This window comes from Klebsiella sp. NPDC088457, assembly GCF_044900465.1.
GTDB lineage: Bacteria > Pseudomonadota > Gammaproteobacteria > Enterobacterales > Enterobacteriaceae > Klebsiella.
In genome coordinates this window covers 19,355-45,358 of the sequence record NZ_JBJDNH010000035.1, presented here as the reverse complement: position 1 = coordinate 45,358, position 26,004 = coordinate 19,355, and the positions used below count along the sequence as shown (strand labels likewise).

Genomic DNA, 26,004 nt, shown 5'->3' with positions numbered 1-26,004 from the left:
ATAATCAGCAATCTCTTGACACATAACTTACATTATTTTAATTAGTAATGATTCTTATTTTCATTTAAAACGCTCACGTTTGGTATGCCGTATGGCCAGGAAAGATATTGCAATCGCTAACGGGTTTGCCCGGCAGCTCTACAGTGAACATCACGGCTGGCTGTGCCACTGGCTGCGGCAAAAGGTCGACTGCGCCTGGCATGCCGAAGATCTGGCGCAGGATACCTTTATCAGCATTCTGCTCAGCCCACAGTTGACGGCCATTCGTCATCCCCGGCCTTTTTTAGCTACGGTGGCGCGCCGGCTGGTGGCCAACTATTACCGCCGCAAGCATATTGAAGAGCGTTATTTGCAGGCCCTGAGCGAGCTGCCGGAGGCCGAATCCCCGGCGGCGGAAATCCGTCTGCAGGCGATCGAGATGCTGGAAAAACTGGACCAGGCGCTGGACGGCCTGCCCGCGCCGGTGCGCGAAGCGTTCCTGCTGGCCCATCTGCAGGGCATGCGCTACTGCGATATTGCCGAGCGGCTGCGAGTTTCCACCAGCTCGGTCAAACAGTATTTGCAACGCGCGAATCTGCAATGTTTCTTTGCCTTATCATCGTCATAGCGGCGTGTTGATACCAGTATGAGTCCTTCATCCACTCTCAATGAACAAAGCGCCCGTGAAGCCGCCATCTGGCTGACGCAGCTGATGTCGGAAGAGGCCAGCCAGGAAGATCGGGACAACTGGCAGCGCTGGTATCAGTCGCGGCCGGAAAATGCCCAGGCCTGGCGGCAGATCGGTGAATTTTCCTCCGGTTTCTCTCTGCTTAACGGCGCGGCCGCTCAGCAGAGCCTGTCCCGCCTGGCCAACCCCCAGCGCCGCCGGCTGTTGAAGAGCATTGCCGTGGTCGGGCTGACCGGCGCGGTGGGGATCGGCGCCGGGAACGGCCTCTGGCGGCCGTGGCTGGCGGACTATCGGACAGCGATCGGCGAACAGAAAAATGTCACGCTGATGGACGGCACGCAGCTGATGCTGAACACGCAAACGGCGGTCAACGTCACCTCCCACGACGACGGCCAGCAGGTGGCCCTGTTGAACGGGGAAATGATGGTGACGTCGCCGCAGAGCGCCGGGTTACTACGCCTGCGACTGCCGCAGGGCGAGCTCACCGCACACAACAACCGCTTCGCGATCCGGCTTAGCGATACGCAGAGCGATATTGCGGTGTATCGCGGCCAGCTGAACGCCCGCCCGGCGGCAGACAGCCACAGCGTGACCATCAATGCGGGCTATGGCCTGTGGCTTAATGAACACGGGTATAGCGCGTTACACCGGGTGCAGGCGGAACCGGCCTGGTTAAACGGTCTTATCGTCGCCGATGATATGCGGCTGGCTGATTTTCTTGATGAGCTGACGCGGTATCGCCGCGGCTACATCCGCTACCGACCGGAAGTCGCGAATCTACGGCTGTCGGGCGTTTTCCCGCTGAATAACACTGACCGCATTCTTGATGCGTTGCCTGACAGCCTGCCAGTCCAGATAAACTATCTGTCAAAGTACTTTGTCAGCGTATCCTGAAGTCATTTATTCCAATAAATAACTACTTATGGCGTTATATCCCGTTATTCCCGCCAGATATGCCCTTTGCGGCCCGGCGGCGTGTCCTGTCTATTATCCGATTGTGATTAACGTCGCGGCATTGCGCTCGCGACGACACGCTCTCCTGTACCGGTGGTAACTTTTCCATGTTAAATAAAAACGCACTCTCCGCTGCCCCGCTTTTCCCTCAGGGATGGGAGCGGGGCGCGGGAAGGCGGTGGACTTTCGCAGGTCTGCTGACGCTGCTCCTTCACGTGATGCTGCTGGGCTGGCTCTGCTATCAGTCCAGCCCGCCGCCGCCGCTACCGGCGGCCGCGCCGATGGTGGTGCTAATGCTGTCCAGCCAGACCCAGTCCGTCGCCAGCCCGGAGAAAATGCCGACCGGGGTACTCCAGACGCACTCCCTCCCCAGCAGCCGGCCTGTGGCGCAGAAGGAGGAGGCGAAAGAGGAGAGCCGGCCGGCGCTGACCCAGGCCCCGCAGGGCACGGAGCCGAAGACGCCTCCGGCGGTCAAAAAGAGCAAGCCCGCGAAGCGCAAAGACCCGACGCCGCCTAAAACCACGACGGAACGGGAGGCGATGCCGTCAAAAACGCCGCCCGCCCCGGATACCAGCGCCCCGCCCTCGATGAACGATAAGCAAGTCGCAGCGCCGCAGAACATGGCGGCGGCGCAGGCGAACCCGATGAGCTCAGACTGGAGCGGGCAGCTGCTGGCGCACCTGAGCCGCTTTAAGCGCTACCCCGCCGTGGCGCTCCGCCAGCAGCGACAGGGGGTGGTGTATATCAGCATCACCCTGGATCGCCAGGGCAACGTGCTGATGGCGAAGTTACTCCGCTCAAGCGGGGTGGATTCGCTGGACCGCGAGGCGGAGCAACTGGCGAAGCGGGCGGCGCCGCTGCCTGCGCCGCCGGATGATATCCGCGCGGGGCAGCCGTCGTTCAGCGTGACGCTCCCGATTCGTTTCGATCTCCGGGAGGCGCGCAGGTGAGGCTCAAGGCGCCTGCCGCTCCTAAGCCAGCATGCGGCGCATCACCTTCCCGGAGAAGGTTTTAGGCAGGGCCGAGGTGAAGTGGATACGCCGCGGCACGGCGAAGCGACCGCATCGCGCCATCAGCCGGGCGCAAATGTTTTTTTTGAGCGCGGCCTGCTGCGCAGGGTCGGCCGTATCGGTGACCACAAACAGCGCCACCATTTCCCCCAGCAGGTAGTGCGCCGTCCCGGCGGCAACCACCTCGACAACCCCCTCCAGCCCCATCAGGGCATTTTCTATCTCTGCGGTGGCGATGCGCTTGCCGCCGATATTCATCACGTCATCCATCCGCCCCTGGATAATAATCCGCTCGCCAACCCTTATCGCGCAATCGTGGGTGGCATAGCGCCACTGTCGCTGCCGATACGACCAGTAGTACTGGTCGTGCTGGATATCATTCTGCCATAGCGTCGACATCCCGCCGGGGCCAAGCGTGCCGTTAATCACCAGCATGCCCGTCTCGCCCGGCGCGCAGGTTTTCCCGCTGGCGGGATGAACCACCTCAGCCGCGCGGGTGAACACCGGCGAGAGCGCGCTGCCGGAGCCGGCCAGCAGCGGCCAGCCGGATTCGGTCTGCCAGTAATGGTTCTCGCAGGGCACCCCCAGCTGCGCGGCCACCCACTCATCGGTGGCGTTATCCAGCGGCTCGCCGGCGAGATAGAGCGTGCGCAGCGAGGTCAGATCGGCGCGCGGCTTACCCTGCCGCCGGGCCATGCGGATCGCCCCGGCAATGGTCAGCATCCGGGTGATGCCGAGGGTTTCCACCATCTGCCACCAGTATTCTCCCGGCGAGTTAACCTCGCAGAGCACTGTCGTCAGCCCCGCCAGCAGCGGCCCATAGATCCCGTAGCTGTGCCCGGTCACCCAGCCGGCGTCGGCGGTGGTAAAGAAAATCTCGTCGTCCCGCAGCCGAAAGAGATGCACAAGGCTGGCCAGCAGCGCCACGGCGTAGCCGCCCGTATCGCGGACGATCCCTTTCGGCGTTCCCGTCGTCCCCGACGTAAACAGCAGATGCGAAGGCGCGGAGGCCGTAAGCCAGGTACAGGGCACGACGCTGCCGCGATGTCGTGCCAACAGCTCGCCAAACGCCCGGCCGTGCGTATCCACCACCCGCAGTCCGGCCATCCGCTCGGCGATAACGGGCAGTTCCTTACGGCCGCGCGGCTCGCGGCTATGCAACAGCAGCACCGGCTGGCTGACGGCGATGCGCTGCATCAGGGCCTCATGGGTGACGGCGGAATAGACCACGACATGCACCGCGCCAATGCGCGCGCACGCCAGCATGGCGACGGCCACCAGCGGCGTCATCGGCAGGGCGATGAGCACCCGGTCCCCCGGCTTCACGCCCCAGCTTTGCATCATGCTGCTGAGGGTATTCACCTGCTGCCAAAGCTCGCGATAGCTCAGCCGGTGCGTTTGCCCGAGATAGTCGCGATGAATAATGGCGCACTTCTCCCCCTTCTCTGCTAAATGGCGGTCCAGGGCGTTGAAGCTGAGATTGGTGCGCCCGCCCGTAAACCAGCGGCAGCGCGGGCTGCCGTCAAGGCTTTCCACCACCTCGGTAAAATCCGTTTCCCAGTACAGCCGCGCGGCCTCTTCCCGCCAGAAGTCGCGCCGGAAGGGATCGTGCTCACTCTGCGCTGTTGGCATCGACGGCCTCCCGCGCGGCGATATGCCCGGCGCGGCGCGCGATAATCTCCGCCTGCCACAGAGCGTCATCGCCTACGCCTTCGAAACGCCCCGACCCCCAGGTCCAGAGCCAGGGCAGCCCAAGGAAATAGAGGCCCTCCTCAACCGAGACGCCGCGCTGATGGCGCGGATAGCCTTTCTCATCGAACGCCGGGACCTCGATCCAGCTGAAATCGGTGTGGAAGCCGACTGCCCAGATAATGGCCGAGATCGCCGCCAGATCGATCGGCTCCGCAGGCCCATCGGGCTGCCACGGCGCCTGGTAGCGGGCTTCGACCGGGGCATCAATGCCCTGCCGGGCAATCCACGCGTCGATGCTGTCTTTAATTTTTTGCGCGGTGGCGTCAGCGCCATCAAGGTTAGTCCGCAGGTCGTCAGCGGTGTGCAGTTTGCCATCGGCATACGCCAGCAGGCGCCCGTGCAGCCGCATTCCCTGGAGCGCAAACGCGCGTAAATCAATATCGCGCCCGCCGTCGCGCCCGGTCACATAGTGATTGGTTTTGCGCCGGGCCTCCTCGCCCTGCGGATGATCCTCCACCGTCAGGCAGTAGTGGCCCATATCGTCAAGCCAGTCCACCACGTCGCGGCCGCGATAAAAACGCGCCACCCGCGGCGCGCTGCCGACGCATAAATGCACCTGGCGTCCCGCGAGGTGTAGATCTTCGGCGATTTGCGCGCCGGACTGCGCCGAGCCCACCACCAGCACCTCCCCTTCCGGCAGCTGCTGCGCGGATTTGTAGTGCGCGGAATGGATCTGCACGATGCGCTCGGGAAGCCGGGCGGCAAGCTCCGGAAAGCGCGGGCGATGGTAGTTCCCCACGGCGACCACCACCTGGTCGGCCTGCAGCTCGCCGAGGGAAGTAAACAGCGTAAACCCGCCGTCGCGCTTCACTACCCGCTGGACGTTGACCCCTTCGCGCAGCGGGGCGTTGAAGCTCCGGGCGTAGCGTTCGACGTAGGCCACAATGTCGTCCCGCAGCATAAAGCCGTGGGGATCGTCGCCGTCATAAGGGAAGCCGGGAAGCTTGCATTGCCAGTTTGGCGTCACCAGGCAGAAGTTATCCCAGCGCTGCTCCCGCCAGGCCCAGGCCAGACGATGGCGTTCCAGCACAATATGACGGATGTTTTTTTGCGTCAGGCTCCAGCTCATGGCAAGACCGGCCTGACCGCCGCCAATAATGACGACAGGATAGGAGTTCGTATTCATCGTTTTCTCGGTTAACGTCAGGCTGTAATGGGGGTAATTTTTTCTACCGTGACTCTCTGCTCCGGGCTGAACTGCGCCGCCTTTTGCACGATCGCCGCCGATTGATCCTGCGCGCTGGAGCAGTAATAGCCAAACTTCGCGTTGACCCTTTCGCTGGCCTCATCCAGCGCGCGCGTGGTCACCTGCACAAACTCGTTCAGCGCGTAGGGATGGTTAACCAACAGGTATTTCTCAATCGCCGTTGATGGCGAATAACAGGTTTCTTTGCTGCCGTCAGGCCAGCACACCACAAAATGCATTGCAGGCATTATCTGTTCCTCTATTGGTGAGTCATGCCGGTAAACGGCTGCTGCGTCAGATCCCAGTAACACGCGCGCTGCTCCCGGTAGCGCAGGAGCAGCTTTTGCTCGCGGGTAAAATGCCCCGCCGCGGCGCAGGCGATACCGCAGGCGGCGAAGCGCTGCGCCACCTCGTGGCAGCGCGCCTCGTCCACCGCCAGCAGAAAGCCGAAGCTGGGAAAGGCGCACAGCCACTGCTCCAGGTCGATATCCGCCGGGATCGGGATCTGCTCAAGCGTCACCTCGGCGCCGAGGCCGCAGCTCTCCAGCATCATCGTCAGCGTCCCGGCCAGCCCCGCCTGGCTGATATCCTTCGCAGCGCAGAGGCTCCCCTCGGCGGCCAGCTCCGGCAGCAGCGCGAGAGCCCGGCGCAGTTCGACGGGATCCGCGCGGGTCGCCGCGTCCCAGTTATTTCCCGGCGGGTGCCACCTCCCCTGCAGGTTGATGGCGACCATCAGCGTCTGCCCGGCCTGCGCCGCGCTGCTGCTGAGCGGACTGGCCGTTTCGCCGAGCACCGCTACGGCCAGCTGCGACCGCTCGCTGCGCAGGTTGGTATGTCCGCCGACGATCGGCACCTGATAGGCGCGCGAGGCCGCGGCCATCCCCTGTAAGATCTGCGCCGCGTGCGGCTGCGCCTCGTCCCACAGCGCGTTGACCACCGCCAGCGGGCGCCCGCCCATCGCGGCGATATCGCTCAGGTTGACCATCACCCCGCACCAGCCGGCAAACCACGGGTCTTCTGCCACAAAGCGGTTGATAAATCCCTCTATCGCCAGCAGCTTGTAGCCGCTGCCGTCCGGGATCAGCGCGCAGTCATCGCCGTTGGGACACGGATTGGGCCAGGCGTCGCGCAGCTCGCGCGCCACCTGCTGGATGTCGCGCTTATGCGCGATGCCGCTAAAGGCGTGTAACCGCGCGATCAGCGCCGGCAGGCTCGGATTCATACGCGCCCCCCCGTCAGAAAAGCCGCGGCGTCAGCGGTTCGCGGAGGACGCGAGGTCGGGATCACCATCCCGCTCCGGGGATCGTCGCAGGGCGGGTAAAACGCTAAATCGGCCTGCATCCGGGCATGCCTGACGCCGCGCAGCTCAAGCCACTCCAGGGTTTGCCAGCGCATGCGGCGAAATAGCGGTTCGTTCTGATGCTGGACCTGGGCATAAAACGCCTCGCAGCCCAGGGCGTGCGCGCTGCATACCGCGAGGCGGATCAGCGTCGGCCCCAGCTGCCCCTGGCGGCGATAGGCGGCGTCCACCGCCAGCCGCGACCCCAGCCAGACTCCCGGCGACTGCTGATGGATGCGCACCGTGCCGACCACCCGGTCGTGCCAGCCGGCCACGCAGCCCAGCGCCACCAGCAGGTGGGCGTGGTCATCGATCTCATCGCGATCGTCATCGGCGAACAGCCCCTGCTCGCGGCAAAAAACCTGCCGACGCAGCGCATAGGCCTGCTCGCGCTCCCACGGCAGCGTGACCCATTTAATGGTATATCCGGCATATTCATTCATCGCTCGCTCCTCTTAGGCCGTGTCCTGTTCAAAGCTGGAGAGCGACGAGCAGGCGCCGCAGCGGCCGCAGCCGGCTTTGATATCGCTGGAGCGCAAATGCGCCTGGTTCAGCATCTGGCCCAGAGGTTGCAAAATCGAGGACATAAACCGGCTGTCCGGCGCCGGATGGTGCTCCAGCGGCGTACCGCTGATCGGCACAAAGGGCACGACGAACGGATAGACGCCCAGACCAATCAGCGTTTGCGATAGCGACAGAATGGCCTCCGGCGTGTCCCCCAGGCCAGCAAGAATATAGGTGCTGACCTGCCCGCGCCCGAAGACCGCTACCGCGTCGGCGAAGGCCTCAAGGTACTGCTCGACGCTGACCTGCGCTTTGCCCGGCATGATGCGCGCGCGGACCTCCGGCGTCACCGCCTCCAGGTGCATCCCCAGCGCATCGATACCGGCCTCTTTCATCCGCGTAAACCATTTCGCGTCCCCCGGCGGCTCGCACTGCCCCTGCAGCGGCAGGTCCACCGCGGCTTTAATGGCGAGGGCGCTTTCCACCAGAATGCGCGCGCCGCGGTCGCTGCCCGACGGCGTGCCGGTGGTCATCACCATGTGTTTTACCCCGTCCAGCTCCACCGCCGCCCTCGCCACTTCGGCCAGCTGCTCCGGCGTTTTCCGGGCAATGGTGCGCCCGGCGGCCAGCGACTGGCCGATGGCGCAGAACTGGCAGGCCTTCGCCCGGTTCTCATAGCGAATACAGGTCTGTAGGATGGTGGTCGCCAGCACGTCGGTGCCGTGCAGGGTGGCAATGTGCGAATAGGGGATCCCGTCCGCCGTTTGCCGATCGTAAAACCTGGGTTTGCTGGCGAAGCTAATCTCCCGCACCGGGATGGCGTTGTTAAACAGCCGGGCGGCGCCGGACGCCTCGTGCTTCACCTGCCACGGCGAGCGATGGGCGGCGTGGGTGTATATCGGCACCATCACCGTCACACCGTCAATGTTCATCGCCTGATGATCCGATGGCCCGGCGCCGCCGTGGCGGCTGACGTGCTCCTGCTGCGGGTTAATGACGTTAACCCCCTGGGTCAGCAGCTCAGTAATCAGCTGCTGGCGCGTGGACGGTATGTTCTGCATCGCGACCTCCTCCGGTTTCGGGTTCTGTTTCACGCGTCACGACATAGCGGGCCGGCGTGTTATCCAGCCGCAGGCTCAGCAATTCCGGGCGGGCGTAGTGGCCGACCGAATCCATCATCCGTTTGCGTTTGGTAATCAGCGCCATATCCAAATCGGCAATCAGTATTCCTTCGCCCTGGGTCAGCGGCGGCGCCAGATGACGGCCCTCCGGCGAGATGATGGCGGTGTGACAACCGCCCCGCAGCCCCTTCTGCAGGGCGGGATCCGGGGTCAGTTCAGCGATCTGCTCTTCGCTCAGCCAGCCGGTGGCATTGATGACAAAGCAGCCGGACTCCAGCGCATGGTGGCGAATCGTGACCTCCATCTGCTCGGCGAAAATGGGGCCGACCAGCGAGCCGGGAAACTGGCTGCAGTGGATCTCTTCGTGCTGCGTCATCAGGCTATAGCGCGCCAGCGGGTTGTAGTGTTCCCAGCACGCCAGGGCGCCCACCCGCCCGACGGCGGTATCCACCACCTTCAGCCCGGCGCCGTCGCCCTGCCCCCAGATCATGCGTTCATGGTAGGTCGGCGTGATTTTGCGCCGCTTGAGCACCAGTTCGCCGCTGGCATCGAAAACCAGCTGGGTATTGTAGAGCGTGCCGCGATCGCGTTCGTTCACCCCCAGGACGACCACGATGCCGCGCAGACGCGCGCGCTCGCCGACGGCACAGGTGATCGGCCCCGGCACCACGACGGCCTGTTCATACAGCTTGAGATGGGCGGCTCCCGCGCTGATCGCCGGGGTAATAAACGAGAAGTAGGGGTAGTAGGGAACAAACGTCTCCGGAAAAACGATGATCTCCGCCCCCTGCTCCGCAGCCTCGTCGATTGCCTCCAGAACCCGGGCCAGCGTCCTGCTGGCCTCATGAAGGTCCGGTGCAATCTGGGCTGCCGCCGCACGAATAATGCGTGATTCAGCCATCATGCGCCTCCGTTTACATCGTCCAGGTGTCGATGATGACCGCGTTATCCCGCACGTGGAGCAGTTTGAGATCGAGTACATCCAGCGGGTTGATGGGGCGAATGCCTTCCAGCAGGGAGGGTTCGCCGTGGCCGTACAGCGCCTGCAGGGCAAAGCGGCAGGCGTAGACTTTCCCGCCTTCGGACATAAACTTCGTCAGCTGATTGGCGTAGTTCTGATGGCCAGGGAAAGCTTCGGCGCCGAGGGTGGGGAACCCGCGCTGCACGCCGAGCATCACCCCCGGGCCGTACAGCAGGATGGAGGTGGCGAAACCTTTGCGCTGCAGACGGGTGGCCTGCAGCATATTGACGAAGCCGATCGAACCTTCGAAAGCGACGGTGTGGAACGTCACCAGCGCCTTCTGCCCCGGCTCGGCTTTTACGTCCTCAAAGACTTTCTCTTCATAATCGACCAGAAAATCACCGGTCTGGTGGGCTGGTAATGTGACTTTTGGCATAGCGCTCTTCTCCCGATAGTTATAGGGGGAGTGTCTCTCCCCGTTATGGCACATCCGCAGGTGATGCCATGGGAGTAGAGCAAGCGCCGTGCCAGCGGACGATCGCGGGGATGCAATCAATGACCTATCAATTGCTCAAATTGTGCGCTAAAAAATTTTTATCCCGGCGATCGCCCCGCCTTCAGCTCCGTACAGAACCCGCACCATTCCGGGGAAACGCACCGATTTGATGCCTTTTTGCACCACAAATGCACACAATCAAAATCATCATGCAATCAATAATGCAATCAATGGTAAATATGATTGCATAGCACCAAACAACAGGGAATAGTGTCACTCTTTGCCGCTCTTTTCAGGGGGAGCCCTATGCTGAACAAAATCGCCAACCGCTGGAAAACCCATCAACAGCAGCATACGGCGCGCCCGGCCTACCTGCTGATTGCCGATATCATTGCCGATGGCATCAACAGCGGAGAGTTTCAGCCCCGCGACCGCCTGCCGCCGCTGCGCGATCTGGCGGCCCTGCTGGCGATTAACTACACCACGGCGACCCGCGGTTACGCCGAAGCCAGGCGGCGCGGGCTGATCGACTCTCGTCCGGGGCTGGGGAGCTTTATCCGCGGCAAAGTACCCTCGGTACCGCTCAACGGCGGCAGCAGCTATGAGATGACCATGAACTCGCCGATTGAGCCGGGAGAGGAGCTGGCGCAGGCGATCGCCGCAGGGGCCATTAACCTATTTACCCAGAAAAATATTCTGGCCCTGCTGCGCTACCAGGATTTTGGCGGCCTCGCGGATGATAAAGCAATGGCGAAAGTGTGGCTGGAGAAGCAACTGCCGCCGGTCAGCATCGACGAGATTCTGGTCGCGCCGGGGATCCACAGCGCGCTGGTGGGGCTGCTGACGCTGCTGTGTCGCCACGGCGGCAGCGTGTGCGTCAGCGATTTGATCTATCCCGGACTGAAAGCCATCGCCAGCCAGCTAAATATTACGCTGCAATCCCTCCCCTGCGATGAGGACGGCCCGCTGCCGCGCGCGTTTGAACATCAGTGCCAGACCGGCAATATTCGCGCGCTCTACGTCAACCCGACGATCCAGAACCCCACCACCCTGACCCTGCCGTTACGTCGGCGCGAGGCGCTGGCGGACGTCGCGCTGCGCTACAGCATCCCGGTGATCGAGGATGAGGCGTACGCCGCGCTGGCGACGCAGCATATCGCCTCTTTCAGCGAGCTGATTCCCGAACTGACCTGGTATCTTACCGGGATGTCGAAGTGCTTCGGCCCCGGGCTGCGCACGGCGTTTGTCAAAGGACCGGGGAAACGCAATACGCAGCTGCTGGCGGGGGCGCTGCGGGCGCTGAACGTCATGGCCAGTCCGCTGACCAACGCCCTGGCCGCACAGTGGATTCAGGAGGGGACGGCGGATCGGGTATTGCAGTCGGTGCGCGCCGAATCGGCGATCCGCCAGAAAATAGCCGCCGACATTCTCAAGGAGTTCAGCTATCGGGCAACCCCGGAGGGCTTCCACCTCTGGCTGCAGCTCCCGCGGCATTTTAACTGGAACCCTGCGGAAATGGCGGTGCAGCTGCGCGATCTCGGGGTCAGCGCCGTCTCCAGCGCCGCCTTCTGTACCGATAACAACCCGCCGGACGCCATTCGGATTTGCCTCGGCGGCGCCTGGTCGCGGGAAGTCTGCACTGAAAATTTACATACCCTGGCCCACGTGATGCGCAACCCGCTGAACTTTGGCAGCGTGATTTTGTAGGAATGCCCCCTGCCTGAACAGGGGGAACAAACGGGATCTTAGTGAATCACCTGCGACAGAAACGCGCGCGTACGCTCTGATTTCGGCTGCGAGAAGAACTCCTGTGGCGGGGCCTGCTCCACAATCTCCCCGCGATCCATAAAGATCACCCGGTCGGCCACCGTGCGGGCAAAGCCCATTTCATGGGTAACGCACAGCATCGTCATCCCGTCCTCGGCCAGGCCAATCATGGTATCGAGCACCTCTTTCACCATCTCCGGGTCAAGGGCGGAGGTCGGCTCATCAAATAACATGATTTTGGGTTTCATGCACAGCGAACGGGCAATCGCGACGCGCTGCTGCTGACCGCCGGAGAGCTGCCCCGGGAACTTATGCGCATGTTCGGCGATGCGTACCCGCTGCAGATAGTGCATCGCCAGCTCTTCCGCCTCCCTCTTCGGCATCTTACGCACCCAGGTCGGCGCCAGCGTACAGTTCTGCAGGACGGTCAGGTGCGGGAAAAGATTAAAGTGCTGGAAGACCATGCCGACTTCCGTGCGCACGCGCTCGATATTGCGCACATCATCATTGAGATGAATACCATCAACCACGATACGCCCCTGCTGGTGCTCTTCGAGGTGGTTGATACAGCGAATGGTGGTCGATTTCCCCGATCCCGAGGGCCCGCAGAGCACGATACGTTCGCGCGGTTTCACCTGCAGGTTAATGTCTTTCAATACATGGAACTGTCCGTACCATTTATTCACATTTTCGAGCGAGATCATCATCGCGTCAGCAGAATGAATCATAGATTGTGTCATGTAAAACCTCAGTGCGATTTACGCCCGGTATGAAAACGCTTTTCCAGATGCTGGCTAAAGCGCGACATGCTAAAACAGAAAATCCAGTAGACGAGCGCGGCAAAAACATAGCCCTCGGTCGACATACCGAGCCATGTAGGGTCAACCGTTGCCTGCTGTACGCTACTGAAAAGATCGAACAGGCCGATGATGATCACCAGACTGGTATCTTTAAACAAAGCGATGATGGTGTTGACCAGGCCGGGGATAGTGACCTTGAGCGCCTGGGGCAGAATGACCAGAATCTGCGTTTTCCAGTAACCCAGCGCCAGCGATTCCGCCGCTTCATACTGCCCTTTGGGCAGTGCCTGTAGGCCGCCGCGCACCACCTCCGCAATATAGGCCGACTGGAACAGAATGACCCCGACCAGGGCGCGCACCAGCTTATCGATGGTGGTCCCCTCGGCCATAAACAGCGGCAGCATCACCGATGACATAAACAGCACGGTAATCAGCGGCACCCCGCGCCAGAATTCGATAAAAATCACCGACAGGGTACGTACCACCGGCATCTTTGAACGCCGTCCCAACGCCAGTAAAATCCCCAACGGCATAGCCCCGGCAATCCCTACCGACGCGATGATCAGCGTCAGCGTCAGGCCCCCCCACTGGCGGGTTTCTACGCGCTCAAGGCCGAAATAGCCGCCGTACATCAGCAGCCAGACGATGATGGGATAGGCCACTATCCAGCAGGTGATGTAACGGCCGCGGCGCGGCATCGATTTGATAAACATCGGGATGATGGAGAGCAGCCCAATCACCAGCGCCAGGTTGATGCGCCAGCGCAGTTCATGCGGATAGAGGCCATACATAAACTGACCAAAGCGCGCATGGATAAACACCCAGCAGGCGCCTTCTTTAGTGCAATCGGCGCGGGTTGTCCCCACCCAGTTCGCCTGGAAGAGCAGCCAGTTCAGCGCCGGAGGAATTACGTTGCAGATAATCCACAGGCACAACAGCGTCAGCAGGGTATTAAACCAGCTGGAGAACAGGTTCTTACGTGCCCAGGCCCAGGCTTTACCGAACGGATTCGTCGGCACAGGCGGTGTTTCATGTGTAGTCACAGACATAGTCATCCCGTTCTCTTAACGCTCAACCAGCGCGATTTTGCGGTTGTAGAGGTTCATCAGCAGCGAAATAATCAGACTGATGCTCAGATAGACCGCCATCGTGATGGCAATGGTCTCAATCGCCTGCCCCGTCTGATTCAACACCGTACCGGCAAACAGCGACACCATATCCGGGTAGCCGATTGCCGCCGCCAGCGAAGAGTTTTTCACGATGTTGAGGTACTGGCTGGTCAGCGGTGGAACGATCACCCGCATCGCCTGCGGGATGATCACCTGCCGCATGGTGACCGGATTCGGCAACCCCAGCGAACGGGCGGCTTCATTCTGCCCGGACGGCACCGACTGGATACCGGAGCGAATCACTTCGGCAATAAACGACGATGTGTAGATCGACAGGGCCAGCGTCAAAGAAGCCAGTTCCGGGATCATGACGAACCCACCGCGGAAGTTAAACCCACGGAGCTGCGGGAGATCCCAGTGGGTGGCGACCCCAAACAGCAGATGGGCGATCAGCGGGAAGACGACGATCATCGCCACGGCGAACGGCCAGGTGCGGCGCAGGCGGCCGGTCTTGAGCTGATGTTTACGGTTAAACCTGAACAACGCGACGCTACCGGCGATCGCCAGCGCCAGGGCGATGACAAAGGGCCAGGTGCCCGGCGCCGAGGTCGGCCATGGGAGGTACAGGCCACGGTTGCTCACAAAGACCAGATCGAATGCATTCAGCGCCTGGCGCGGGCCGGGCAGATTACGCAGCACCGCGAAATACCAGAAGAAAATCTGCAACAACGGCGGAATATTGCGGAACGTTTCGATGTAAATAGTCGATAGCCTGCGCAGCAGCCAGTTATCCGACAGACGCGCGAGGCCGATAAAGAACCCGAGAACGGAGGCGAAAACGATACAGAGCGCGGAAACCAGCAGGGTATTGGTCAACCCCACCATAAACACGCGCGCGTAGGTATCACCTTCAGTGTAATCAATCAGATGCTGGACGATGCCGAAGCCGGCGCTACGTTCCAGAAAAGCAAAACCGGATGTAATGCCGCGATTGGCCAGGTTGATCACCGTGTTGTGGATGAGATACCCGACAACGGCAACCACGGCCACAATGGCGACTATCTGGTAAAACCAGGCGCGAACCGTAGGATTACCGATCGAAAAATCCCTTTTTACGGTTGGGCGTTGAGACATGTTGAAACCTCAGTGAAAAAAACGCATTGGGCACCGCAGGGCGCAGTGCCCGACTGGAAGGCAGAATTAACGTACCGGCGGGGCGTACTGAATTCCGCCCTGGTTCCAGAGTGCATTCAGGCCACGCGAAATTTTCAGCTCGCTGTCTTTACCGACGTTGCGGTCAAAGCTTTCCTGGTAGTTACCGACCTGTTTAATAATGTTGAACGCCCATTTGTTGTCGAGCTTCAGATCTTTGCCAAAGTCGCCTTCAGCCCCCAGCAGGTGAGCGATGTCCGGGTTGGACGGTTTTGCCGCCATCTGATCGACGTTTTTCGAGTTGATCCCCATTTCTTCCGCGTTCAGCATGGCGTACAGCGACCATTTGACGATGGTGAACCAGTCGTCATCCCCGCGGCGAACCACCGGGCCCAGCGGCTCTTTGGAAATCACTTCAGGTAACACAATGAACTCGTCCGGTTTGCCCAGCTTAATACGCAGCGCATACAGCTGAGACTGGTCGGACGCCAGAGTATCGCAGCGGCCGCTGTCGAGGGCTTTGGCGGATTCGTCAGAGCGGTCGAAGGTCACCGGCGTGTATTGCATGTTGTTGGCTTTGAAGTAATCCGCGACGTTCAGCTCGGTATCAGTACCGGCCTGGATACAGACGGTGGCGCCATCCAGCTCTTTCGCGCTTTTGAGACCGGCCTTTTGATGGGTCAGAAAGCCGATGCCGTCATAATAGTTCACGCCGGCGAACAGGAAGCCCATGCCGCCATCGCGCGAAGAGGTCCAGGTGGTGTTGCGGGACAGAATGTCCACTTCGCCGGATTGCAGGGCGGTAAAACGCTCTTTTGCCGTCAGCGGGGTATATTTCACCTTGCTGGCATCACCAAACACCGCAGCCGCCGTCGCGCGGCAGACATCCACATCAATACCGGTGAATTTGCCGCCGGCATCGGCATAAGAGAAGCCCGGCAGACCATCGCTGATCCCGCACTGAACAAACCCTTTCTTCTTAATTGCATCCAACGTGGCGCCCGCGTGCGCTTGCTGCGCGACAGCAAGCAGAGAAGCTGCTGCGAATAAAGTGGAGAACATCATCTTTTTCATAAAGCATCCTGTATGGATAAATCGTGTGGTTATGTGGTTGCATTGCGCGCTTTAAGTGCGCTTTTTCTGTGTGCGGCAGTCAGCCACTGATGAATAAGCAATTCTGGTGCCAGATTCCCTGACTCACTGAAATCATTGGTAATAACTATTTATAATCTTACGCATCCTGAAAACCACGATGACGGCGGAATACCAAAAGGGAGCAATACGGCGTCACGCCGATCACAAACGGTGCAACCTTTCACGACGGGAAGGCATGGAGAGAGCGCGGGCCACTGACCCCGCAGATCGGGTCATGCGCAGGTAAGTGAGGGGGTGAACGAATGCAGACAACGCACATGCGGCCTGGAGTATGACGGGCATACAGTACATCGCGCGCCATCGTTTTGCAGACTAAAGTCAGGGGGCATAAACGCTCCTTTCAGATGAGCGAATACGAGTGGGTTCCTTTATTCCCCGTGGAAGACGCCGGCTTCGTCATACTGACTCCGTCCCTTCATAACATTGATGGGGCCTCTCGCGGGCCATATCTTCGCGTCCGGCGAATTTCACCGCTTAGCCGATGATGTCCCGCAGCTGACCACACCAGATTTTTATGCGTTCATCCGTCAGTTCGGCCTGGTTAACTTCGTCAACGGGCAAGCCCACGAAGCGGTTTCCTGCAATGGAGAGCCGGGTATTGCAGTGATAGCCTTCCGTTGGCCAGTCGCCGATAGCCACCCCGCCCTGCCGCACAACTTTGTCATGCAACAGCCCCATCGCGTCCACAAACCATTCCGAATACCCCATCTGATCACCGAGGCCAAAAAAAGCGCACAGCTTGTGGGTAAAATCAGCGCGGTCAATATCGTCCCAGACGTTTTGCCAGGATGCCTGCACCTCACCATAGTCCCAGGTTGGAATACCAAAGATAATGAAATCAAAATCCAGTAGCTCACTGACGCTGCCTTCCTCAATATCAATCAGCTCAGCGGTTTCAAACCCTGGCTGGGCAGCAATTTTGTCGGCAACCCGCTCGGTGTAACGTGTCGTGCTGCCATAAACAATAGCGATTCTCATAGTCCGGTCCTGCGCGCTGGAGAAGCCCTCAACATCGAAGGGGGTTGAGGGCCAGAATTACGCCCGGCCAAAAATTTTTCCGGTCAGGAAATCCGGCCAGTTTCTCTCAAAGTAGGTGTTGCTCATATCCGGCATTGCCCTGAGTGGCGTCTTCTCAACCACGAAGCGGTCGCCCAGGTAGCGAATCGTGAACTTGTAATTTTTATCCTCATCTCGTTCCGGGCGAAAACGCCACTCTTCGCAAATGCCAGAGCGAATCTTCGGTACGCACTCGCCCTCAGGATCCAGAATGATGCGCGCGCCGCGGCTACCGCCGCCATTACGAACGTATTGTTCCAGCATGGTCAGTACCGCCGCAGAGGCCAGCGACAGATGTCGCCACATGAACAGTTCGCCCACCTCAGCGACATGGCCAATCGCAAGCCCGCCGGCATAGACGCGGTCTTTCAGCCTATCGGCCTGTTCACGCGCGCCGGAAATCTCACCGGCAGAACACAGAAACCCGGCGTAGTCCGACATGCGCGACTGGATCTGATCGCGAATCTCGCGCAGCGTCATGCCATTATGATTGCCGAGCGCGTCCCGAATCACCCTGTTAACCTGAGCCAGCACGGGAGCGGCAAGCGAGGGCAGGTCGTCTGCCGAACCGCGCTTTCCAGCGCCAGCGATATACTGCGCCGCGCGCACGCCAAAAACCTGCCCCGCGTTGAGCGCGGCGCCTCCCGGTCGGGTCACGCCATGAGTCCCGGAAACTTCGCCGATGGCGTGGCAGCCAGGTAGCGAAGTCTGCCCCCAGATATCCACGTCAATACCGCCATTCATATGCTGGTTATTCATGGCGAACTGCAGCGGGGTGGTTTCCAGGTCATTGCCGTGCATCTGGTACAAAGAAATAGAAAGAGGATTCATCTGACGCAGACGATCGACAGGCCGTTCCACCAACGCATTATTGTTTTCCAGATAGGCGCGCACGTCGTCATCCAGCCTGTCGAGGCTGAAGGGCCGGTCGCCCGGTACCGGCTGCGGATTACGCAGAAAATCCATAAATACTTTACGCCCCCGCGTTTGCTCTTTGGCAATCGCCATATCGACCAGGCTTGAGCCAAAGTCCAGGGTGCGCGTAGCGTGGAATGGCCACTGATATCCCTTCCGGAAAACGTTGGACGCCAGCTCCTGCGTGGTCCGGTAGTAGTCCGCCAGAAAGTTGAACTCTGCGCCTGCGCCATCAACGGAGTAGATATAAGGCATGACCTGAACATACGTGCCGGACAGATTCCAGGGAAAAGCCGTGCGCGGCGTACCGATCCCAAATTGGCTTTCAATGATGTTAACCAGCGCCAGCCCTTCCTCCAGAGCCAGTCCCAGCGAGCCAAAGCATTTTTTGGGGTATACGCTGTCGCGATACATCTCTCCTGGCCCCCCGGTCGCCAGCACCACGTTTGGCGCCAGGATGACGCCAAGCCCGTTGGCGTTCCTGCTTCGTCCGCCTGTTGCAACCACCATACCAGCGCAACGCTCCGTACCCGTCTCATCATTCTGACGTAGCAGGCGCAGCGCCGTGGCGCCGCTCAGCAGCGGAATGCCAAGCTGCAGCACTTCCTGCAGCAGCACCTTGACCATCAGGCGCGAAGTGCGTGGCCCGCACGACGTCGCCCTGCCCGCGTCGTCATGATCTGTCTTGTAGCGAAGGATGGCCCCCAGGCGGTCCTCAGGCAATTCCAGCCCGAGATACTGCAATCCGGCCAGGGTATGAATAGATCCGACGGCTTCAACATAGGCTGTGTCAGCATCCATTCCGCCTCCGCTGCCTAATGCCTCGGCAAGTCGCAGGAAATTATCGCCCTTGCCAGAGGTCGCAGCGGTAAACAGTGTCTGCTTGTCTGAACCGGAACAGGCTGACGTGCCCATATACAGCCCGGCGGTGGCGATAAGTACGTTCAGACCACGGCGTTTCAGCTCAACGGCGGCACGCAGCCCGGCCGCACCGGAACCTACCACCACGGCATCGGCGCGATAAACGGGATACTCCTCACCGTCCTGTTGCACAACGTCAGCGACTTCCGCCGTCCGGAATCCTTTCGGGAAGGAAACCTGCGTCAGTTCGCTAAGGATTTGCCGATCAATAAAACTCATTTTCTACTCCATCGCTGGTCTTTATCGAAATTCTGCAGGGGGCGCGGGACGGTCGTACGACAGTAGCAAGGATGGGCAGATGCAGGAACGCACGCTATAACGGCCACCGATTGCTCCTGCATAAACCTCTCCGGCAGAGAGCCGGGGGAGGTTTAACGCCCGGCTATGCCGAGTGGTGAGGCGCTGCCGCAGGTAGACGTTTATCCGCTTTCGCCGCATCGTTCACATCATCCAGGTCGCGGTCACGCGTCTCTGGCGATATGAAGGTTGCAATAACGGTCCCTAGCGTCAGCAGGCACAGGTACGAAGCAATGAATACCCAGGCTGCACGACCGGTAGGATCAGCGGTAGTAACGGCCCATGCAATCAACGCGGAACCCACCAGCGGCGCGAGCCCCCCGGCAATCACAGCAGACACTTCCCTCGCCAGCGCCACACCGATGTAGCGGTGACGGGCGCCAAAAAGCTCCGGCATATAGGCTCCCTGCGCCCCAAACATTCCCCATGAACCGACACCAAGTGCAACGGACAACATGACGATGGAGCTGGTCACATTCCCGTGACTGAAGGTCCACCATACCGGGAAGGCGATAGCCAGCTGGAAGATAGCAAATGAACGGTAAACGATGACGCGGCCAAAACGGTCAGTCAGCCAGCCAGCGATCGGTACGACAATCGCCCCGACTACGACCGCTGAAATCAGGCACAGCGTACCGACAACCTTCTCCATACCGACAACGCCCACCAGATAGCTGACCGCAAGCGCCTGATAAATTGACGAACCACCGTTTTCCCCCAAACGCAGGCCTATACCAATCAGGACGTTACGGCGAGACGTTTTCAACAGGTTGCGCAGCGGCTTATCGGTAACCTGCTTTTTAGCCTCAAGTTTTGCGAACGAGGGCGATTCCTTCAGATGCAGACGGATATATACAGCGATGGCGATGATGAATACGCTTGCCAGGAACGGCACGCGCCACAGCCAGCCTTCCGCCACATTGGTTTCCATATTCAGCAGCATGAAGTAGACGGCAGCGGCGATAAAGGTACCAATCTGGATGCCGAGGAACGGCAATGAGGCATAAAATCCTCGCTTCCCTTTAGGCGCGTACTCTGTCATCAGAACTGCCGCCCCCGCCTGCTCGGCACCGGCCCCCAGCCCCTGTAGCAAACGAAGCGCGACGAGCATAATCGGCGCCCAGATACCGACAGTTTCATAGGTGGGCAGGAAGCCGATCAGCGTACTTGCCGTCCCCATCAGCAAGACGGTCGCCAACAGTACAAACTTGCGTCCCAGACGGTCTCCCAGCGAACCGAAAAGAATCCCGCCAACCGGACGGATGGCGAAACCCAGGAAGTATGTACCGAAGCTGGCGATCAGGGCCATGCCCGGCCCCTGATGCGGGAAGAAGAGTGGGCCAAAAATAATCGCTGAAGCAAGGCTATAAAGCGCAAAATCATAATATTCCAGCGCGCTGCCAAGCGAACAGGTCCAGGCGGCACGGCGTAAATCTTTTGTTGTGACTTCATCATGTAGCAGGGAGGTGTTATTCCCGGCGGTATTATTCTGAGTGCGGGTATTCATAAAGTCATCTCCCGCCGGAATCTTAAACAGGATTAATATTCCGGCATTGTGGGTATCTTATTTATAATGAATGACGCCCGGTATGGGCATCCTTAGTCACAGAATCAGCGTGCCTTGAATTCCGGTTGTCGTTTTTCCCTGAATGCCTGCCCACCCTCACGGGCATCTTCCGTGGTGGCTGTATATGCCCCAGCCAGCGCTTCAAGCGTTCGACCGACGGCAATCCCGTCGCCGGCGTCAATGATTTGCTTCGCCATCTGAACCGCAATCGGCGCGCGCGCCGCAATCTGATGCGCCATCTGCAGACCGACGTCAGCAAGCGCAGCATCTTCTACCACCCGATTGACCAGCCCGCATTCCCGCGCTCTGATGGCATCTACGGGCTCTCCTGTGAATGCCATTTCTTTCACCATCGGTGAGCCAATCAGGCGCGTTAGGCGCTGTGAACCAGACCAACCCGGAACGGTGGCCAGACCGGTTTCCGGCAGGGCCATCTTCGCGTTTGCCGAACAGATCCGGATATCCGCCGCGGCGGCCAGCTCCAGCCCGCCGCCATAGGACAAGCCGTTCATCAAGGCAATAACCGGCTGCGGCAGTTCAGCCAGTGCATCAAAGACCTGATGGCCACGACGAATCCAGCTACGCCACATATCCAGCGGCATCAGAGCGTTCCAGCGCGTGATATCGGCCCCGACGCAAAAAACTTTCGCGCTCGCGCTCTTAAGCAACACCACCCGGACATCGCTGCTGTTTTCCAGGGTACGGCAGTGACCAGCGAGTTCTTCAAGCATTTCCGGCGTAAGCGCATTGAGTTTTTCCGGGCGGTTCAGCAGCAGCGTGGCAACATGCCCGTTAATCTCAAGGCTAATACTTCCGTTACTCATGATGGGTTCTCCTCAGTAAACAGGCTGCGGTCCATGACTTTCAGATCGGGTGATACCCGCAGCGGTGTCTCGCTCTGCAGCAGGATGTCGCGCTCCAGATCCACGCCCGGCGCAATTTCGGTCACGACCAGGCCGTCTGCGGTCAGCTCCAGCACGCAGCGCTCGGTCACATACATCACCTGCTGGCCTTGCTCAATGGCGCGTTTGCCGGAGAAGGTGACGTGCGCCACTTCGCTAACCACTTTTTTGGCTTTACCTTCCCGCAGGATCTGCAGCTCGCCGTTTTCCAGCGCCAGTTGGGCACCGGCATTGTAGAAGCCGGAGAACACCACTCGCCTGACATGAGAGGTGATATCAATAAAGCCGCCGCAGCCGGCGGTGACGTGTGGACGGGCAGGCAATAGCGAAACGTTGACGGAACCGTCGGCGCCAATCTGTAGAAAGGACATCAACGTCACGTCAAAACCGCCCCCCTGGAAGTAGGTGAACTGCTGCGGTGAAGGCATGATGGCTTCGGCGTTCGATGCACAGCCAAACTGGAATTCCAGCAGCGGTACGCCCCCTACGGCTCCCTGCTCCAGTAGCCAGGTCACTTCGCCATGACGCTGTTCTTCTAGCAAAATGCGCGGCACGTTGGCTGAAATGCCGAAGCCCAGATTGACAGCCTCCCCATCCCTGAGTTCTTGTGCCACCCGGCGGGCAATCACTTTTGCAGGACCGTTGTCCATCAGGGAAAACTCCTCCAGTGGGCGAATCATTTCGCCTGAAATGGCCTGGTCATACACGGTCTGTGTGGTCTGCGTCTGCTCTGATGCCACCACCACATAGTCAACCAGCACGCCTGGTACACGCACATCTTTCGGCTTGATACTGCCGGAGGTGACGCGGCGTTTGACCTGTGCAATCACGATGCCGCCGTTGTTGCGTACGGCCAGCGCTTGTTCAAGTGGCCCCAGATAAGCGCCTTCATGTTCGTAGGAGAGGTTGCCGCGTTCATCGGCCGTGGTGGCGCGAATGATAGCCACGTCAGGCGCGATTGACGGGAAGAACAGCCATTCATCGCCGGCGAACTGCGCACGCTCTACCAGCGGAATAGATTTAGCCTTGTCGTTCATGGCACCGCCCTGACGGAGCGGATCGACAAAGGTATCCATACCGGTTTTGGTCAACACGCCCGGACGGTGGGCAGCGGCTTCACGATGCATATCAAACAAAATACCCGACGGAAGGTTCCAGGCCGGAATGTCATTGCCGGTGATCATCTGCCAGATGGCCGGCGGCGTTGCCGATGAAGGGCCCGATGGGTATGAACCGGCGATCACTTTGGAGAGCAGTCCTGGGATTGCGATGTGATCGATGCCCTTCACGCCGTACATATCGCCCGCCGCAATAGGATGGATGGTGGTCAGAGAGCTGGGGTGTCCTGTACGAGCGTAGCGCTCGCCAATGGCTGCAAGTACTGTATCCGGGCACCCCATACCGCTGGATGAGGAAACAGTAACGGTGCTGCCATCGGGTATGAGCGCTGCGGCTTCATCAGCGGTAATCAGTTGCTTTTTCATACGACCCTCCAATTATTTCGATTTAATTTAAAAAAACAATTCATTGTTTTATATGAAAAATTTATTTTAATATTTATTGGATCGATCTAAATTTGATGAATTAATACTCGGGATAAAGATTTCCATCAACCTGAATGGCTCAGATTTGCGACTTACTGCACATTACAGAGAAAAACGGAAATCATGGCAGAAACAGAAACTGTGATAAGGTTGCTAAGACCAATCGGAAACCGTCTTTTATGAGCACCGCAGGGAGAAAAATGTCAACGAGACCTTCTGAACATCGGCGTATCACATTGTCCGATGTTGCCCGTGAGGCTGGCGTTTCTAAGTCCACCGTTTCTCTGGTATTGAATCAGAGCGAGTTGATTAAAGCAGAAACACGTCATCGGGTGCAGGAGGCGATGGACGCCCTGGGTTATGTCTATAACCGTTCGGCAGCCAGTTTACGCTCCCGTCATTCCCAGACAGTGGGCGTTGTCATTGATGATCTCACCAACCCGTTTTTTGCCGAATTCACCATGGGCCTTGAAACGACCCTGGCCGAGCATGGTTTTATCACAATGATGGCCAATACCTCCCAGCAGCAGGACAGACAAAAACACGTTCTGGACGCGTTGCTTGAACACCACGTGGCGGGGTTGGTTTTGTTTCCGGTCAACGGTACGAAAGAAGAGGATTTGCTGCGGTACGTCAAAAGCCGGACACCGCTTCTGATTGCTATGCGCCCCATGGAATTTAAGCAGATTTCGGTCGATTATGTCGGAGTTGATAGCGTGTCAGGCATGCTGGAAGCGACAGAACACCTCATTATGAATGGCCACTCTCGTATCGCATTTATTGGGGGACTTTCCAGCCACGCCCGTTTTACCGGCTACGTCCAGGCGATGCGTCATCACGGCCTCGAACCCTGGGATGACAACGAGAATAACTACCGCTGTGAACCCACCCGCGCAAATGGTTACCAGATGATGCTAAGCCTGATGAAACTGCCGGAACCCCCTACCGCTGTTCTGTATTACAACGACTTGATGGCATTCGGCGCGATCTCCGCGTTGGGAGAACTCAACCTCAAGGCCGGGCAGGATATTTCGCTTATTGGTCATGATGGCGTTTCGGCTGGCGCCTACAGCAACCCGCCGCTGACAACAATTGCTATCGATCCGCTGTCGCTGGGACAGCATGCCGCGAAGCAGATCTTGCAGCGCATTGAATCGCCAGAGAAACCCGTCAGCCATCTGGTCATCCGGCCCAACTTGCAGATTCGTTCCTCGACAGGAAAGGTAAAAGTCGTCAGCAAAGATTGAATCTGCTGAATGGTCAACCGCTTCCCGACAGCCATGGCGATTCAGATCTTGCTGGCGACAAAAACCAACAGAGCGCTGTGTGAACACCTAAAGGCAGGGCAGCAGTTGAAAATAGGCTATGGCGTCTATCCCAAAGCGCGGCAAAATGCGATTAGCGCGAAGGTGATGCCTGCCGCTCCCGGTGGCTCTGCTGCGGTAGTGATTGAGGCACTGGAACGTCTGAAATTAGCTCAATGATAATAGCCTCTGGGTAGATTTGCCTTTCTTGGCGCTTGAGGAGAATATTTTTAAATATGTAATTTCATCACCAGTGATAAAAGCTAGCGTACCGCCTCACTTGATAAAAATAGCCAGGCCGGCACGCCAATCAGTACGTTTATTAATCAGATAACTTAACTATCTGTTGATATCGTTTCTAAGGCATACAACGCCTTGAGAAAATAATAATCGCCATAGCCCGTCGCCTGATCGATTCCCAGACCATGCGGCAGATCGGCGGTCGAATGTGCCAACAGACCTTCATTGTCCTCAACAATACAACAGGCGGCCAATGCCTGAAGGATCGTCCGAGCTGCGGTTTTATATCGCTCTTTCCCGGTCAACCGATATAAACGTAGCAAGCCATATGCGCTGATGGCTCCAGCTGACGCATCTTTTGGCGCATCAGGCCGCTGGTCGTCATAATCCCAGAAAGGTATATGGTCGGTTGGTAGATGCGACAAAATAAATTCGGCAACTTTTTCTGCCGTTTCCAGATAAATATGATTATGCAACGCATCGGCCAGCAGGGCTAAACCGGTAATCGCCCACCCCTGCCCACGAGCCCAGGCGCTGTCCGCCGAAAGCCCCTGGTAAGTATCACCACGAACGCCTGTTCCCTCCTCAGTGAAATGATAGACATGAAAAACTGAACCGTTCGCTCGTAAATGATGTGAAAGCGCTTTTGTGGTATGTCGTTCAATAACCGCTAATAATGCAGGATCTCCCCCGTTCTTTACCGCCCAGGCCAATAGCGGAAGATTCATTAATGTATCGATCAGGACTGAGGTAGACCATTCTTCTCCGCCAAAAAAGCCCCATCCAGGAATAAACCCGGCACGCTGATTAAATTGTGCCGCGAGGCTGCTTGCCGCCGTTAGCGCGGCTTGTTTATAGTGCGCCTGATGGGTGAGTCGCCATCCAGCTATTGCGCTCGGATAAAACATAAAGCCCAAATCATGATTGTGTCGATCGTTGGCTCTCGGCAGTAAGCGCTCGGTAAAATGTGTGGCAACGGTTAATAATGCTGGCGACGGATTACGCTGGTAAGCCAACCAAAGAATACCGCTCCAAAAACCGCCAGTCCACACGCCATCCGACGTAAAGACATATTTACCTCGTTCAGTAATATGTGGAAAGTTAGTAAACTTCTGCGCATTTACATGCGTTTTAGCAAGACACTTATTAATCGCATCAGATAACCAATTCATAGAATCCTCATTCAGTCCGAATATTTAGACATACAGACTCGAACTGCTTTAGTAAAGTAGCCTGATAAAAATAAATAGAGCGCTTAACGATATTTGTCATGCAATGATTGATA

The 26,004-nt window shown here is 58.7% G+C and carries 22 protein-coding genes and 2 pseudogenes; 6 read left to right on the top strand and 18 right to left on the bottom strand.

What is annotated here, in order from left to right; all coding sequences use genetic code 11:
- Positions 1 to 91 precede the first annotated feature (91 nt).
- The 3 genes from ACI2JR_RS20330 (at position 92) to ACI2JR_RS20320 (ending at position 2,571) form a co-directional block, all read left to right on the top strand.
- Positions 92 to 607: a sigma-70 family RNA polymerase sigma factor gene (locus tag ACI2JR_RS20330; RefSeq protein ID WP_132731552.1), complete on the top strand. Its 516-nt coding sequence runs from the start codon at positions 92 to 94 to the stop codon at positions 605 to 607.
- 18 nt (positions 608 to 625) lie between these two features.
- On the top strand, positions 626 to 1,561 hold the full coding sequence (locus tag ACI2JR_RS20325; protein WP_462479323.1) for a FecR domain-containing protein: 936 nt from the start codon (positions 626 to 628) through the stop codon (positions 1,559 to 1,561).
- A 167-nt stretch (positions 1,562 to 1,728) separates the two neighbouring features.
- Positions 1,729 to 2,571, top strand: coding sequence for a TonB family protein (locus tag ACI2JR_RS20320; RefSeq protein WP_462479322.1), 843 nt, complete (start codon positions 1,729 to 1,731; stop codon positions 2,569 to 2,571).
- Between the two features lie 21 nt (positions 2,572 to 2,592).
- On the opposite strand, the gene ACI2JR_RS20315 is transcribed toward ACI2JR_RS20320, so the two are convergent.
- From ACI2JR_RS20315 to ACI2JR_RS20280, 8 genes are read right to left on the bottom strand one after another with little or no spacing between them, the layout of a single operon-like run.
- Positions 2,593 to 4,263 carry an AMP-binding protein gene (locus ACI2JR_RS20315; protein ID WP_462479321.1) on the bottom strand — a complete coding sequence of 557 codons (1,671 nt, stop codon included), beginning with the start codon at positions 4,261 to 4,263 and terminating at the stop codon, positions 2,593 to 2,595.
- On the bottom strand, positions 4,244 to 5,509 hold the full coding sequence (locus tag ACI2JR_RS20310) for an MSMEG_0569 family flavin-dependent oxidoreductase (protein WP_462479320.1): 1,266 nt from the start codon (positions 5,507 to 5,509) through the stop codon (positions 4,244 to 4,246). Before ACI2JR_RS20310 ends, ACI2JR_RS20315 begins: the two co-directional genes overlap by 20 nt.
- Positions 5,510 to 5,526: 17 nt before the next feature.
- Complete coding sequence (locus tag ACI2JR_RS20305; RefSeq protein WP_032413253.1) at positions 5,527 to 5,817, bottom strand: MSMEG_0570 family nitrogen starvation response protein; 291 nt, start codon at positions 5,815 to 5,817, stop codon at positions 5,527 to 5,529.
- Between the two features lie 11 nt (positions 5,818 to 5,828).
- Entirely contained in the window at positions 5,829 to 6,791 is a 963-nt protein-coding gene (locus ACI2JR_RS20300; protein ID WP_462479319.1) for a sll0787 family AIR synthase-like protein, read from the bottom strand.
- Positions 6,788 to 7,351 carry an MSMEG_0567/Sll0786 family nitrogen starvation N-acetyltransferase gene (locus ACI2JR_RS20295; protein WP_075253147.1) on the bottom strand — a complete coding sequence of 188 codons (564 nt, stop codon included), beginning with the start codon at positions 7,349 to 7,351 and terminating at the stop codon, positions 6,788 to 6,790. The genes ACI2JR_RS20300 and ACI2JR_RS20295 overlap by 4 nt, the downstream gene beginning before the upstream one ends.
- A 12-nt stretch (positions 7,352 to 7,363) precedes the next feature.
- Positions 7,364 to 8,473 (bottom strand): MSMEG_0568 family radical SAM protein, encoded by a 1,110-nt coding sequence (locus ACI2JR_RS20290; protein WP_462479318.1) that lies wholly within the window; start codon positions 8,471 to 8,473, stop codon positions 7,364 to 7,366.
- Positions 8,433 to 9,434 carry a Nit6803 family nitrilase gene (locus ACI2JR_RS20285; protein ID WP_004902273.1) on the bottom strand — a complete coding sequence of 334 codons (1,002 nt, stop codon included), beginning with the start codon at positions 9,432 to 9,434 and terminating at the stop codon, positions 8,433 to 8,435. Before ACI2JR_RS20285 ends, ACI2JR_RS20290 begins: the two co-directional genes overlap by 41 nt.
- A 13-nt stretch (positions 9,435 to 9,447) precedes the next feature.
- Positions 9,448 to 9,930, bottom strand: a complete 483-nt coding sequence (locus ACI2JR_RS20280) for an MSMEG_0572/Sll0783 family nitrogen starvation response protein (RefSeq protein ID WP_004210304.1) — start codon at positions 9,928 to 9,930, stop codon at positions 9,448 to 9,450.
- Positions 9,931 to 10,296: 366 nt separating this feature from the next.
- On the opposite strand from ACI2JR_RS20280, the gene ACI2JR_RS20275 reads away from it, so the two are divergent.
- On the top strand, positions 10,297 to 11,697 hold the full coding sequence (locus ACI2JR_RS20275; protein ID WP_132731560.1) for an aminotransferase-like domain-containing protein: 1,401 nt from the start codon (positions 10,297 to 10,299) through the stop codon (positions 11,695 to 11,697).
- A 38-nt stretch (positions 11,698 to 11,735) separates the two neighbouring features.
- Here the strand turns inward: ACI2JR_RS20275 and ACI2JR_RS20270 are convergent, their stop codons facing one another.
- The 9 genes and pseudogenes from ACI2JR_RS20270 to ACI2JR_RS20230 form a co-directional block, all read right to left on the bottom strand.
- A complete protein-coding gene (locus tag ACI2JR_RS20270; RefSeq protein ID WP_462479317.1) occupies positions 11,736 to 12,497 on the bottom strand; it encodes an amino acid ABC transporter ATP-binding protein in 762 nt (253 codons plus the stop codon).
- A gap of 8 nt (positions 12,498 to 12,505) precedes the next feature.
- Positions 12,506 to 13,606, bottom strand: coding sequence for an amino acid ABC transporter permease (locus ACI2JR_RS20265; protein ID WP_132731562.1), 1,101 nt, complete (start codon positions 13,604 to 13,606; stop codon positions 12,506 to 12,508).
- Between the two features lie 15 nt (positions 13,607 to 13,621).
- Entirely contained in the window at positions 13,622 to 14,800 is a 1,179-nt protein-coding gene (locus ACI2JR_RS20260; protein WP_132731563.1) for an amino acid ABC transporter permease, read from the bottom strand.
- Positions 14,801 to 14,866: 66 nt separating this feature from the next.
- Positions 14,867 to 15,892: an amino acid ABC transporter substrate-binding protein gene (locus ACI2JR_RS20255; protein ID WP_132731564.1), complete on the bottom strand. Its 1,026-nt coding sequence runs from the start codon at positions 15,890 to 15,892 to the stop codon at positions 14,867 to 14,869.
- A 555-nt stretch (positions 15,893 to 16,447) separates the two neighbouring features.
- Positions 16,448 to 16,951 carry a flavodoxin gene (locus ACI2JR_RS20250; protein ID WP_132731565.1) on the bottom strand — a complete coding sequence of 168 codons (504 nt, stop codon included), beginning with the start codon at positions 16,949 to 16,951 and terminating at the stop codon, positions 16,448 to 16,450.
- A 57-nt stretch (positions 16,952 to 17,008) separates the two neighbouring features.
- A complete protein-coding gene (locus tag ACI2JR_RS20245; RefSeq protein ID WP_462479316.1) occupies positions 17,009 to 19,084 on the bottom strand; it encodes an FAD-binding protein in 2,076 nt (691 codons plus the stop codon).
- Positions 19,085 to 19,247: 163 nt separating this feature from the next.
- Positions 19,248 to 20,669, bottom strand: a complete 1,422-nt coding sequence (locus tag ACI2JR_RS20240; RefSeq protein ID WP_132731567.1) for an MFS transporter — start codon at positions 20,667 to 20,669, stop codon at positions 19,248 to 19,250.
- Positions 20,670 to 20,773: 104 nt separating this feature from the next.
- A complete protein-coding gene (locus ACI2JR_RS20235; protein WP_132731568.1) occupies positions 20,774 to 21,553 on the bottom strand; it encodes an enoyl-CoA hydratase/isomerase family protein in 780 nt (259 codons plus the stop codon).
- Positions 21,546 to 23,115: pseudogene (locus ACI2JR_RS20230) on the bottom strand (acyl CoA:acetate/3-ketoacid CoA transferase). The gene ACI2JR_RS20235 and the pseudogene ACI2JR_RS20230 overlap by 8 nt, the downstream one beginning before the upstream one ends.
- Before the next feature lie 260 nt (positions 23,116 to 23,375).
- On the opposite strand from ACI2JR_RS20230, the gene ACI2JR_RS20225 reads away from it, so the two are divergent.
- Together ACI2JR_RS20225 and ACI2JR_RS20220 are read left to right on the top strand one after the other, a co-directional pair.
- Entirely contained in the window at positions 23,376 to 24,422 is a 1,047-nt protein-coding gene (locus ACI2JR_RS20225) for a LacI family DNA-binding transcriptional regulator (protein WP_132731570.1), read from the top strand.
- Between the two features lie 96 nt (positions 24,423 to 24,518).
- Positions 24,519 to 24,650, top strand: a pseudogene (locus ACI2JR_RS20220) (S-adenosylhomocysteine hydrolase); the annotation flags it as partial.
- 164 nt (positions 24,651 to 24,814) lie between these two features.
- Here ACI2JR_RS20220 and ACI2JR_RS20215 read toward each other — a convergent pair.
- Positions 24,815 to 25,891 (bottom strand): glycoside hydrolase family 88 protein, encoded by a 1,077-nt coding sequence (locus tag ACI2JR_RS20215; protein ID WP_132731571.1) that lies wholly within the window; start codon positions 25,889 to 25,891, stop codon positions 24,815 to 24,817.
- Positions 25,892 to 26,004 lie beyond the last annotated feature (113 nt).